We start from the raw sequence: 13325 nt of genomic DNA on the forward strand, positions 1-13325 counted from the left end.
ATAAGTTGCACTTTTTATTTGTTGAACAAATGGTTATATGGCGAATAATCGATATTTTTCTTATTCAGAAATGCCATTAAACTATTATAATCCCGCTTAGGGGTTGCCTTTATGTAGCCTTCAATACAGTGTCCACGAGTAACTGTTTTTTCACCACTTTCTATTGCTACTTGCCCGATACTTGCTGCAATAGAATGAGAAGCTATATCACGGAAAGGTGTAGGTACTGGTGAAACAAGCTCTGCGAGAAATTGTTTGGAATCGTCTGTCCACATCGGACGACTGCGATCGACCCAATAGTTTTGCCAATCAAGCTTAGATTTTCCATCAGCCTTAGGCATGATTTTAAGGAATTTGCGGAACATAAAGTAGCCACCTACTGTCATAGCGGCGAGCATAACCACTGCCCAGAAAACAATGAAATACATAAACCAATCATTCATCTGTAAATTCACCTCAAATTAATATAAAAGCTCAAATGATTTACTTGTCTGTACCAAGAAGTTGCCATGAAGCTAGGAAAGCGAGTTTAGAACATTTGAGTTCTCACCATGAATTATAGCTTATAATGAAAAGGTTTTCGAGCAGTATTATCGCAACTTTTCTTACTATTTTAATAATAATGCGGAAATATAGCTCATATGTAAGGCACATTACGGTTTTTCCCTTGCGAAATCGGCTATAATTGAACTACAATAAACTGTGATTAATCTCGAGAAGGAGAGTTAAAAATTATGTTGAAAATAGGTTCCCATGTTTCATTCTCAGATAAGGGATTATTAACTGCCACAAAAGAAGCAATCTCATATGATTCAAGCACATTTATGATATATACGGGGGCACCGCAAAATACGCGTCGCAAACCGATTGAATCTTTATACATTGAAGAGGGCAAAGAGTTAATGAACAAGGTAGGCATTAACGAAATTGTTGTACATGCCCCGTATATCGTTAATTTAGGCTCATACAAAGAAGACACGTTTGAATTAGGTGTTAACTTCTTGCAAGAAGAAATTCGCCGTACGAACTATATTGGTGTGCAGAACATCGTATTGCATCCAGGTGCTTATACAGATAAAGATGCTGCATTTGGTATTAACCGTATTGCAGAAGGTTTGAATCAAGTTTTATCAGGAACTTCAGAAACTAATGTCAACATCGCACTTGAGACGATGGCTGGCAAAGGTACGGAAATTGGACGTACCTTTGAAGAAATCGCTGCAATCATTGATAAAGTAGAGTTAAACAATCGTTTAACAGTATGTCTAGATACTTGCCATATCCACGATGCAGGCTATGACATTGTTAATGATCTAGATGGCGTATTACAGCAGTTTGACAAAATCGTTGGTCTTGATCGCATTGCCGTTGTTCATATTAATGATAGCAAAAATAATATTGGAGCACATAAAGATAGACACGCTACGCTAGGCTCAGGTTATGTTGGATTCCAAACCATTCACAATATTGTTCATCATGAAGCACTAGCGGGTAGACCATTTATACTTGAAACACCTTGGATTGGTAAGGATGCGAAAAAAACTTCGCCGATGTACGAAGTTGAAATTGCCTTACTTCGAGGTAATGTGAAGGAGCGCTTTGGTGCGTCGTTTGTGGAAGATGTTGAGAAAATATCTCATTTTTTTGCGCAGCAAGATATTAATCCGAAGCAGTTGGTTGAGCAAACATGGGAGCTATTAAAATCCGATGCCAAAGCTAAAAAAGCAGATCCGCGTGAACCACAAGAGCGTCTATATGATTTAGTTATGGAAGGCAATGTATTATCTGCTGATCTTTCCGAAGCAGAAGTGAATCAGCGTCTTACTGCAGTGTTGTCTGGTCAGGATCTAGTTTAAAATAAAAGTTCAAAACATTTGCTTGTCTCCCGTCAAGAAGATGCCATAAAGCTAGGAAACGAGTAGTGGAGTGTACGTTAATTGGTACACGAGCAACGCAGGCTTCCGATGAATGGCATCTTCGACGCCGAATCCACGACGAAGTCAATCATCGTAATCACAAGTAACTGTTTTGAACTACTTCTACATATAACCGTTGAAAAGGAAGGTAATCATGTCTAACGCATCAATCGTAACTAATCGCAACTTGGAGAATCGTGCAAGAATGCTCATCTCATGTCCAGACCGTCCAGGAATTGTAGCAACTGTATCTCAGTTTCTACATGAGCATGGTGCTAACATCGTGCAATCGGATCAATTTACAATGAACCCTGAGGGTGGAATGTTCTTTATTCGATTTGAGTTTGATCTCAATGATCTTGATAGAGAGTTACCTATTATAGTTGAAGACTTTAACCGTGTAGCGGATCGCTTTGAGATGAAATGGAGTACGTTCCGTGCTAGTCGCAAAAAGCGTCTTGCTGTCTTTGTCTCTAAAGAAGATCACTGTCTTATGGAAATATTATGGCAATGGAAATCTGGTGATTTGGATGCAGAAATTGCGATGGTCATTAGTAATCACCTTGATATGAAAGAACAAGTGGAATCGTTCGGTATTCCTTACTATCATATCCCAGTTACGCCTGATACGAAGGCTGAAGTAGAACGTAAACATATTGAATTAGTGTCTGGCAAAGCAGATCTCATTGTCCTAGCACGTTATATGCAAATTATTCCTGCGAAATTTATCGAAGAGTTTCCTAATCGAATCATTAATATCCACCATTCGTTCTTACCTGCATTTATTGGTGGTAGTCCATATGCCCAAGCGTACAAACGTGGCGTGAAAATTATAGGTGCAACAGCTCACTATGTTACGGAAGAATTAGATGGTGGACCGATCATTGAACAGGACGTTCAGCGAGTAACTCATCGTGATAGTGTAGATCATTTGAAACGCATTGGACGTACGATTGAGAAGGTAGTATTAGCTCGTGCAATCAAATGGCATCTGGAAGATCGCGTACTTGTTCATCAAAATAAGACGGTTGTGTTTAATTAGCATTGAATGGTACAATATGCAAAGAAATTACCGATATTTTTACACATAAACCAACAAAAGTAGGAGGATACTGCAATGACTGTTTCACAAAAATCTATCGAGCAGCGTTCAATTGATACTGTTCGTACACTAGCTATCGATGCAATTGAAAAAGCAAAATCTGGACACCCAGGTATGCCAATGGGTGCAGCACCAATGGGGTATCAATTGTTTGCAAAAACAATGAACCACAATCCATCTAACCCAACATGGATTAACCGTGATCGTTTCGTCCTTTCTGCAGGTCATGGTTCAATGCTTTTATATAGCTTGCTACATCTTTCTGGTTATGATCTTCCAATGGAAGAATTGAAACAATTCCGTCAATGGGGTTCTCTAACTCCAGGACATCCAGAGTTCGGTCACACTGCTGGTGTTGATGCAACGACTGGTCCACTTGGACAAGGTATTGCAATGGCAGTTGGTATGGCTATGGCTGAAGCTCAACTTGGTGCTACTTATAACAAAGAAAACTTCAAAGTTGTAGATCATTTCACATATGCAATCTGTGGCGATGGCGACTTGATGGAAGGTATTTCCCATGAAGCTGCTTCTCTAGCAGGTCACTTACAACTTGGTAAATTAGTTGTTCTTTACGATTCAAACGATATCACACTTGATGGTGTGCTTGGTCTTTCATATTCAGAGACAGTTCAAAGTCGTTTTGAAGGCTATGGCTGGCAAGTGCTTCGCGTTGAAGATGGTAACGATCTAGCTGCTATTGAGAAAGCAATTGCTGCTGCTCAAGTAGATACTACTAAACCAACACTTATCGAAGTGAAAACAGTTATCGGTTACGGTTCTCCGAACAAAGCTGGTAAAGGTGGTCATGGTGGTACTCATGGTTCTCCACTTGGCGCTGACGAAGCAAAACTTACAAAAGAAGCTTATGGCTGGGAAGCTGAAGAAGCATTCCACGTTCCTGCTGAAGTAACTTCTCATTTTGCTGAAGTTAAAGTAGCTGGTGAAAAAGCTAACGCAGCTTGGAATGAAATGTTTGCAGCTTACAAAGCAGCTAACCCTGAATTAGCACAACAATTTGAGACAGCTATTTCTAGCGCTCTACCAGAGAACTGGGATGCTGATCTTCCAACATATACAACTGCTGATTCTGCAGTATCTACTCGTATTGCGTCTGGTAAAGCAATTAACGGTCTTGCGAAAAACGTCCCTAACCTAGTTGGTGGTTCTGCTGACCTTGAAAGCTCTACAATGACTCATATGGATAACCAAGCTCAATTCGGACCTGCTGACTATGCTGGTCGCAACATCTACTTCGGTGTTCGTGAATTCGGTATGGCTGCCGCAATGAACGGTATTAGTCTTCACTCTGGTCTTAAAGTATACGGTGGTACATTCTTCGTATTCACTGACTACCTACGTCCAGCTGTTCGTCTGTCTGCTCTAATGAAATTACCAGTTGTGTATGTACTTACACATGATTCTATCGCTGTTGGTGAAGATGGTCCTACCCATGAACCTATCGAGCAACTTGCTTCAATCCGTATCATCCCTGGTCTAACAGTACTACGTCCAGCTGATGCTAACGAAACTTCTGCTGCATGGGCGTATGCTGTTGAGAACACATCTGCTCCAGTAGCTCTAGTTCTTACTCGTCAAAACTTACCGATTCTTGCAGGTACAGTTGAAGGCGTTCGTGAAAACTTGAAAAAAGGTGCTTATGTTGTATCTGATGCAGCAAACGGTACTCCAGTTGCTCAAATTATTGCAACAGGTTCTGAAGTACAACTTGCAGTTGCAGCTCAAAAAGCACTAGCTGAAGAAGGTATTCAAGTACGTGTTATCTCTATGCCGAGCTGGGATCTATTCGAAAAACAATCTAAAGAATATAAAGATTCTGTTATTCTTCCAGAAGTTAAAGCTCGTCTTGCAGTTGAGATGGCTCATCCAATGGGTTGGCACAAATACGTTGGTGACCAAGGAGATATCATTGCTATCGATACATTCGGTGCATCTGCTCCTGGCGACCGCGTTATTAAAGAGTATGGATTTACAGTGGAAAATGTAGTGAGCAAAGTTAAAGCAATGCTTTAAGGAAATTCGAAAAGCAGACTTTGATAACGAAGTGATACAGGAAGCTTACTCGACATCGAATATGAAGTGAACTTGGAAAGTACGGTTCGCGTGTACATCACACGTACACTTGCGCTTCCACCTTTCTCAAGTAGCACTCCATCTTCTCGGCTTTCGAAAGCCCACTTTTTGAACTTTTATTGGAAGAGGAAGTTCAAAATCTAAACAATCACTTAAATAGATTCATACAGCAAAGGGGAAATTTCCAATGTCTCAATTCGACAATGTCTCAGTAGTCAAAAAAGCAAATGTTTATTTTGAAGGTAAAGTTACAAGTCGCGTGATCGTATTTCCTGACGGGACCAAAAAAACATTAGGTATTATGCTTCCAGGTGAATATGAATTTGGAACTGATACCGTTGAGATTATGGAAATTTTGGCTGGTGATTTGAAAGTTCAACTTCCAGGTCAATCGGAATGGATTCACATTCAAGGCGAAGGTGAATTCAGAGTTGGAGCTAACGAGAGATTCAAGCTTCAAGTTACAGAAGTAGCGGATTACATCTGCTCATATCTGTAATATTTCAACGTTATTTAAACAAGCCATGTCGCTTTGCGACATGGCTTGTTTTATTGTGCGCTTTGCACAGCAACCGACTAAGGAGTGAAAAACTCCAGTATGCCGTGAGCTGGTGGAAGTACATATCTCAGCGTGCGATTCTTAAAATTGACTATGAAGTACTTTTTAATTTGCAAAGTTTACTTTACATTTTATGCAAAGCAAACTATACTAAAAATGCAAAGCATACTTTGCTAGGTGGTGGTTACTTGAAAACACGAATCCCAGAATTACGCAAGCAACACAAACTTTCTCAAGAAGAATTAGGTTTAGCTGTCGGCGTTACTAGGCAGACAATCACATCACTTGAAGTGGGAAAGTACACAGCGTCTCTTGTACTTGCCTACAAGATCGCTAAGTATTTCGGGCTGACGATTGAAGAGGTATTTGATTTCAGCGAAACGGAGGAATTGTAATGAATACGTATAAAGAAAAATTACGAAATCGAACAAACTTAGTGGCACTTGCTGCGGTAGTAACTGCTTTAATTTACACAATTTTGACATTTAACCGTGACAATCTGCCTACTCTTCCTAGCTTTATTAAAGGCTTTCACATTGGAACTTTTATCGGTCTTGAACTGTTTGCAGTATTTTATTTGGGTAAGTACATGAGAGCTAGAAACAATGAAAATGTGATGAAAATGATGAGCGAAGCGGACTAATCCTCCGGAATGCAAGCACGCTTGGTATGAGCGTCATCCTTATATGCTTTCTAGTAGCGGCAATCGTCTCTGGTTTCTTTAGCTACACTGTCTTCTTTACATTAATGGGCAGCTTGTTGTTTGTTTTATTTGTGTTCTTTGGTCTGTGGGTTTATTATGCTAAAAAGCTTTGAAATCGGTGGGTCGTAACGCCCCCCTTTTTTCTTGCATAACTGTCAATTAAAATTCTGTAATTAAGCGAAGTCCACTAGTGGACTTCGCTTTCTTTGGTTAGTTGTCGTATTTTTGTGACAAAACAGTCAAGAATGAGATGGTAAGTGTAGGTTGTTATAAGCTAAAGTATAATAGAGGTACCTGTCTCTTTATTATTCGACAGGTGAGAATAAGATCTGGAGGTTTCATTAGGATGAAGGATAAAAATTACACACCGCTCGTATTAACTTTGACAGTCGTCATCGTGGCACTGGTTGCCGTATTATTTTTCTTGCCAGCTTATGATGGTGAGCTTGGATTTGATGTAACAATTCTACCTATGCTAAATGCGATTTTTAACAGCTTTACATTTCTTGCATTAATTGTTGCATTAACAGCAATTAAGAAGAAAAACATTAAGATGCACAGAACATTTATTGGTGTAGCTTTCGCGTCGACTACATTATTTCTAATCTCATATGTGTCGTATCACTATTTGACGGAATCAACCTCTTATGGTGGTGAAGGAATACTACGCCCGATTTACTTCTTCATTTTAATTACTCATATTTTATTAGCGATTGTGGTCGTACCGTTAGCTCTGTTCTCGGCAGTCTTTGGATTGACGAATAAAATTGAGAAACATCGCAAAATTGCAAAATGGACAATGCCAATTTGGTTATATGTTAGTTTGACTGGGGTAATTGTTTATCTGATGATCTCACCATATTATTAATGTTAGATGTAGTTCAAAAAGCAAACTTTGATAACGATGATTGGCTTCGTAGTATAATCGGCATCGAATATGAAGCGAACTTGGGAAGTCCGGTACGCGTGTACCAATAACGTACACTTGCGTTTCCTCCTCCTACAAGTAGCGCTCCATCTTCTTGGTTCTTAAAGCCCGCTTTTCTAACCTTTATTGGAAGAGGTAGTTCAAAAAGCAAACTTTGATAACGATGATTAACTTCGTAGTATAATCGGCATCGAATATGAAGCGAACTTGGGAAGTCCGGTACGCGTGTACCAATAACGTACACTTGCGTTTCCTCCTCCTACAAGTAGCGCTCCATCTTCTTGGTTCTTAAAGCCCGCTTTTCTAACCTTTATTGGAAGAGGTAGTTCAAAAATCAGACTTTGATAACGATGTTTGGCTTCGCAGTATAATCGGCATCGAATATGAAGCAAACTTGGGAAGTTTAGCATACTCTTTCGATGAATGTTTCTTGCAGAAACATTTTAGGGTCGTTTGTACCAAATCTAATTAGTTATTATAGCCAATAGACTTGTGTTTACAGTGTAAATTAGATATTCTTAAACAAATGTCTTTAAATTTTTTAGAGAAGAAGCTTAGCTTCGTACAATTCAGGAGGTTATTGAAATCATGGGTAATACATTAAAGTTCGATTACAGCAAAGCCTTAACATTTGTAGGTCAACATGAGGTTGATTATTTGACGGATCAGGTTCGCCTTGCGCATGATCAGTTGCACAACGCTACTGGTGCAGGTTCTGACTATTTAGGTTGGATCAACCTACCTAATGAATATGATAAAGAAGAGTTTGCCCGCATTAAGCAAGCTGCTGCAAAAATCCAAAATGATTCTGAAGTGTTGATTGTTATCGGAATCGGTGGTTCATACCTAGGAGCTCGTGCTGCAATTGAAATGCTTTCTAACTCTTTCTATAATATTCAAACCAAAGAGCAACGTAAAACACCTCAAGTATTGTTTGCAGGTAACAATGTGAGTTCTACATATGTAACTCACTTGCTACAATTGATTGAAGGTCGCGACTGGTCTATTAACGTTATTTCCAAATCAGGAACAACTACAGAACCAGCCATCGCATTCCGTATTTTCCGTGCTGAACTTGAGAAGAAGTATGGTAAAGAAGAAGCTCGTAAACGTATCTACGCAACAACAGATAAAGCAAAAGGTGCATTAAAATCTTTAGCTACTGCTGAAGGTTATGAATCTTTCGTTATTGCTGATGATATTGGTGGTCGTTATTCTGTTCTAACTGCTGTAGGTCTATTACCAATTGCAGTAGCTGGAATCGACATCGATGCGATGATGCAAGGTGCATCTGATGCTGTTACTGAATATAGCAAACCTGAACTAGCAGAGAACGAAGCGTATCAATATGCAGCAGTTCGTAACTCTCTATACCGTAAAGGTAAAGCGATTGAAATTCTTGTTAACTATGAGCCTAATCTTCATTTCGTATCTGAATGGTGGAAACAACTATTCGGAGAGTCTGAAGGTAAAGACTTCAAAGGTATTTACCCAGCATCTGTGGACTTCACAACTGATTTACATTCTATGGGTCAATTTGTCCAAGAAGGTAGCCGTAATATCTTTGAAACAGTCATCCAAGTTGGTGAAGTTGCGGAACACATCACAATTGAAAGTGATGAAAATGACCTTGACGGTTTGAACTTCCTAGCTGGTAAAACAATGGACTTCGTTAACAAAAAAGCAGCTCAAGGTACATTGCTTGCACATACTGACGGACAAGTTCCTAACTTAATCGTTAATATTAAAGACATGACACCTTATACATTCGGTTACATGGTGTACTTCTTCGAAAAAGCTTGTGCGGTAAGTGGATACCTATTAGGAGTTAATCCATTTGACCAACCAGGTGTTGAAGCATACAAAACAAATATGTTTGCACTACTTGGTAAACCGGGCTACGAAAAAGAAAAAGCTGAGCTAGAAGCTCGCCTTTAAGAGGTAGTTCAAAAAGCGGACGTTGATAACGATGGGGATGCTGACGTAGGTTACTCGGCGTCGAATAGGAAGCGAACTTGGAAAGTGCGGTTCGCGTGTACGTATTAATGTACACTTGCGCTTCCGCCTTTCACAAGTAGCGCTCCATGTTCTCGGTTCTGAACGCCCGCTTTTTGAACCTTCATTGAATGGGAAAGTTCAAAATAGTTCAATAAAAACTCATTCCCATTCCAATCAAATGTCAGTACCAAGAAGATGCCATGAAGCTAGGGAAGTAAGTATCGCAGCGTACGTAAATGGTACGTGAGAAACGTAAGCGACCGATGAATGTCATATTCGCAGTTGACTAGGGTACTAAGCTATACATCGTAATCACAATTGATTGAATTGAATTACCTTCAAGGAGTGTTTGTATTGCTACAAAGATATCGCACGGTTCGCGAAGCAGCGAACCAGGAGGTTGTCATCAAACGCTCACGTTTCATCGGTTATGCGCAACCTGTCTCTTCGGAAGAAGAGGCAGTTGCTTTTATTGAGGAGATAAAGCGATTACATCGCACTGCTACTCATAATTGCTCAGCGTACATGATCGGTGAAAGAGATCAGTTTCAGAAGGCTTCAGATGACGGTGAGCCCAGCGGTACCGCTGGTAAGCCAATATTGGAAGTCATTAAAAATAAAGGTCTCAAAGATGTCGCTGTCGTCGTTACACGTTATTTTGGCGGGATTATGTTAGGTGCAGGCGGTTTGGTGAGAGCCTATACTGATGGTGCTGTTGCAGGTATTGAAGCTGCTCAAGAGATTGAGTATGTACTTCATCGTGAGGTATTTATTGAAGTAGACTATACTTGGTATGGAAAGCTTGAAAATGAACTTCATAGTCGGAAAACGCGTCTTGGCCAAGTTGATTTTACAGATAAAGTGACGGTATGTACGCTACCGGAAAGTGATCAGGCTGACGCATTTATTGCTTGGGCAGTTGATTTTACTCAAGGAAAGGCTACCATTATCGCAGGTGAAGATCGTTATTTCATTGATGGTGAATAATGAATAACGATATAAATTAATACTGGTTCAGATTAAAAGCTCATGGTGTGTAAACCCTACACACCATGAGCTTTTTGTGTTTCAAAAGAAAAAGTATACGAATCGTATTATTAACTTATTCACCGTAAAGCTGCCTCGAGCATAGCAATACGTTAACTGTGGCGACAAGACGGGAGAGGATTTTAATAGGCAAATAGCATGAAATAAGAAAATTTGCAGACGGTTTTACTATTATTCATAAAAAATACATTGACTTCCATAATGTGGCGATGCTACATTATTAATACCTAGTATTCAAGTGGGAATTATTACTTATCTAGATAATGGGGGCCGTGCACATTGAATTCACTATTTCGTAGCCGTACATGGAGCTACAGTTTTCGTAGTATTGTAATCATTTATTTTATTGGCTTAATTATTATTCCTATCATAAGCATTTATACACAATCGTTCTCATCTGGCCTATCAAACTTCTGGGATAATATTTCCGATCCACTCGCATGGAAGGCTGTATTTTTAACATTAAAACTAGCTGGCATAGCAACGATTATTAATATACTAATTGGCACGATGATTGGCTGGGTACTCGTACGTTATGAGTTTCCTGGTAAAAGTATTATTAATAGCTTGATTGACTTGCCATTCGCTCTACCTACCGCAGTCGCTGGTTTTATTATCTTACTATTGTTAGGTCCAAGTAGCATAATGTTCGAATGGTTTGGTCTAAGTCTTGTCTTTCATGAACCGGCGATCGTAGTAGCTATGGTCTTTGTAACCTTTCCCTTCGTAATACGAGGTTTGCAACCACTTTTAGAAGAACTTGATAAGTCAGAAGAGGAAGCAGCATACACACTTGGTTCATCTAAATTCAGAACGTTTTTCCAGATAATTATGCCTACAATGTTACCAGGTATTTTAAGTGGGGGGATGCTTGCATTTTCAAGAGGTTTAGCGGAATTTGGCGCTGTAGTATTAATTGCTGGGAATATTCCAGGTAAAACATTAGTGGCTTCCGTTTACATCTTTGGAGAAATTGAAAGTAATAATCCGCAAGGTGCAGCCGCAGTATCCGTATTACTTCTTACGATTTCCTTCATCATTCTATGGTTCATTAACAAGCTGAGTCGCGGAGGAAATACACTATGAGAAGACTATGGATTAGCTTAACTTATATCGTAATAACACTACTTTTAGTTGTTCCATTGTATAAGATTTTCACTGGTGCATGGGCTCAAGGGTTTGATGGATTTCTTGAAGCGATAGCTAGACCACAGTCGTTACATGCACTTAAGATGACTGGAATTATAGTTGTTACGGTAACCGTAATTAATACTATCTTTGGCGTGATGCTCTCTTTATATCTAGTACGAGCAACATGGCTTTCCTCAAGGGTTAAACGATTATGTAATAGCATTGTCGATTTACCGTTTGCAGTGTCGCCTGTAATTGGGGGATTGATGATCGTATTACTATTAGGACCCAATACAATAGTAGGTACGTTCTTCGACAGTATTGGAGTTAAAATCGTATACGCGTTGCCAGGTATGATACTAGCTACATTATTCGTTACATTCCCAATTATGATCCGTGAAGTGATGCCAGTCTTGCAAGAAATCGGCGATCAACAAGAGCAAGCTGCATCAACACTAGGGGCTTACTCATGGTACACATTTTGGAAAGTGACTTGGCCTAATATCCAGTTTGGCGTTATGTATGGAGTTGTTCTTACGGTAGCTAGATCGCTTGGAGAATTTGGAGCGGTGCTAGTAGTGTCCGGGAATATAATTAATAAAACACAGACTGCGACGACATTAGTTTATCAGGATGTAGAAAATTTCAATGTAGTAGCTGCTAATGCGATTGCGCTAGTGCTTGCTGCATTTTCAATTATGCTTTTGCTATTAATGGAGTGGACGAAGAAAAGAAAGGGAGTGCATTAGACGATGCATATACAAGTGAAAGATCTAAACAAATCGTTTGGTAATTTTCAAGCCGTCAATAATGTTAGCTTTGAGATTGAAAAAGGGAAGTTAATTGGGTTTCTAGGACCAAGCGGTGGTGGAAAAACATCTATCCTTCGCATGTTGGCTGGTCTTGAAACGCCAACTTCTGGTGATATTTACTTCCATGGCAAACGGGTTAATGATCTTCCGCCGCAAGAACGTGGGATTGGCTTCGTATTTCAAAATTACGCGCTATTCAAACATATGACAGTATTCGATAACATCGCTTTTGGCCTAAAGGTGAAAAAGCAAGATAAAGCTTATATTAAAGAACGTGTTCAATATTTAGTCGAGCTAACAGGATTGAAAGGGTTTGAACATCGTTATCCTCACCAATTATCTGGTGGACAACGTCAACGTGTTGCCTTTGCTAGAGCGTTAGCTCCTGAGCCGCAATTACTATTACTTGATGAGCCGTTTGCTGCAATAGATGCCAAGATTCGTACTGAATTACGTACTTGGCTCAAAGATATGATCTCTGAGCTTGGGATAACTTCAATATTTGTCACACATGACCAAGAAGAAGCAATAGAGGTTGCCGATGAGATTATGATCATATCTAAAGGTGAACTTGAACAAAAAGGTACGCCATGGGATATCTACAAAAACCCACAAACACCATTCGTCGCTAGTTTCATAGGAGAATCTTCGGTTATTGAAAACATTCAATTTATTCGTGGGTTTGAAGATGTTGCTGTAGATGAAGGTATTAAAGCTCTTATTCGTCCAGAATATATAGAAGTAGGCAGACCTGGGGAAATCGTACTTGCTTCGGCTACAGTTGATGCTTTGGTGAAACATCTTCATTTCCGTGGTAGTGAATGGATGGTGGAGCTAGAAGTAGGCGATCAAAAACTGATCACTTATCGTTCATTGGAAAAAGAGGTTTTACAACCAGGTGAACGTGTCAAAGTACTTGTGCATCGCGCATATCTGTTTAATGATGAGAAGAGCTGGATCATGGAAAATCCATTGAAGGTTGATCCACTTCCAGTCTTTATCTAAGTACGGTCAATATAGGCATAGAAGGCGTGG

At 39.7% G+C, this 13325-nt stretch carries 14 protein-coding genes; 12 read left to right on the plus strand and 2 right to left on the minus strand.

What is annotated here, in order from left to right; translation table 11 throughout:
• Positions 1-14 precede the first annotated feature (14 nt).
• Positions 15-443: a DUF2621 domain-containing protein gene (locus NAG76_12885; protein ID URN92745.1), complete on the minus strand. Its 429-nt coding sequence runs from the start codon at positions 441-443 to the stop codon at positions 15-17.
• Between the two features lie 291 nt (positions 444-734).
• On the opposite strand from NAG76_12885, the gene NAG76_12890 reads away from it, so the two are divergent.
• From NAG76_12890 to NAG76_12920, 7 genes are all read left to right on the plus strand, one after another.
• The gene (locus tag NAG76_12890; GenBank protein URN92746.1) at positions 735-1856 is read left to right on the plus strand and encodes a deoxyribonuclease IV; all 1122 of its coding nucleotides are present in this window, start codon (positions 735-737) and stop codon (positions 1854-1856) included.
• Between the two features lie 214 nt (positions 1857-2070).
• Entirely contained in the window at positions 2071-2958 is an 888-nt protein-coding gene (gene purU / locus NAG76_12895; protein ID URN92747.1) for a formyltetrahydrofolate deformylase, read from the plus strand.
• 75 nt (positions 2959-3033) lie between these two features.
• Positions 3034-5052 carry a transketolase gene (gene tkt / locus NAG76_12900; protein URN92748.1) on the plus strand — a complete coding sequence of 673 codons (2019 nt, stop codon included), beginning with the start codon at positions 3034-3036 and terminating at the stop codon, positions 5050-5052.
• A 247-nt stretch (positions 5053-5299) separates the two neighbouring features.
• Positions 5300-5611, plus strand: a complete 312-nt coding sequence (locus tag NAG76_12905) for a pyrimidine/purine nucleoside phosphorylase (protein URN92749.1) — start codon at positions 5300-5302, stop codon at positions 5609-5611.
• A gap of 248 nt (positions 5612-5859) precedes the next feature.
• Positions 5860-6066, plus strand: coding sequence for a helix-turn-helix transcriptional regulator (locus tag NAG76_12910; GenBank protein ID URN92750.1), 207 nt, complete (start codon positions 5860-5862; stop codon positions 6064-6066).
• Entirely contained in the window at positions 6066-6314 is a 249-nt protein-coding gene (locus NAG76_12915; protein URN92751.1) for a hypothetical protein, read from the plus strand. Before NAG76_12910 ends, NAG76_12915 begins: the two co-directional genes overlap by 1 nt.
• 406 nt (positions 6315-6720) lie before the next feature.
• Positions 6721-7242 carry a DUF420 domain-containing protein gene (locus tag NAG76_12920; GenBank protein ID URN92752.1) on the plus strand — a complete coding sequence of 174 codons (522 nt, stop codon included), beginning with the start codon at positions 6721-6723 and terminating at the stop codon, positions 7240-7242.
• Positions 7243-7255: 13 nt separating this feature from the next.
• On the opposite strand, the gene NAG76_12925 is transcribed toward NAG76_12920, so the two are convergent.
• Entirely contained in the window at positions 7256-7546 is a 291-nt protein-coding gene (locus NAG76_12925) for a hypothetical protein (protein URN92753.1), read from the minus strand.
• 344 nt (positions 7547-7890) lie between these two features.
• Between NAG76_12925 and NAG76_12930 the strand changes: the two genes are divergently transcribed.
• From NAG76_12930 to NAG76_12950, 5 genes are all read left to right on the plus strand, one after another.
• Entirely contained in the window at positions 7891-9240 is a 1350-nt protein-coding gene (locus tag NAG76_12930) for a glucose-6-phosphate isomerase (protein URN92754.1), read from the plus strand.
• A gap of 414 nt (positions 9241-9654) precedes the next feature.
• Positions 9655-10287, plus strand: coding sequence for a YigZ family protein (locus NAG76_12935; GenBank protein ID URN92755.1), 633 nt, complete (start codon positions 9655-9657; stop codon positions 10285-10287).
• Between the two features lie 339 nt (positions 10288-10626).
• Complete coding sequence (gene cysT, locus NAG76_12940; GenBank protein ID URN92756.1) at positions 10627-11433, plus strand: sulfate ABC transporter permease subunit CysT; 807 nt, start codon at positions 10627-10629, stop codon at positions 11431-11433.
• Positions 11430-12227 carry a sulfate ABC transporter permease subunit gene (locus NAG76_12945; GenBank protein ID URN92757.1) on the plus strand — a complete coding sequence of 266 codons (798 nt, stop codon included), beginning with the start codon at positions 11430-11432 and terminating at the stop codon, positions 12225-12227. Before cysT ends, NAG76_12945 begins: the two co-directional genes overlap by 4 nt.
• Before the next feature lie 3 nt (positions 12228-12230).
• Positions 12231-13295, plus strand: coding sequence for an ABC transporter ATP-binding protein (locus tag NAG76_12950; GenBank protein URN92758.1), 1065 nt, complete (start codon positions 12231-12233; stop codon positions 13293-13295).
• Positions 13296-13325 lie beyond the last annotated feature (30 nt).

The organism is Candidatus Pristimantibacillus lignocellulolyticus (genome assembly GCA_023639215.1).
Lineage (GTDB): Bacteria > Bacillota > Bacilli > Paenibacillales > Paenibacillaceae > Pristimantibacillus > Pristimantibacillus lignocellulolyticus.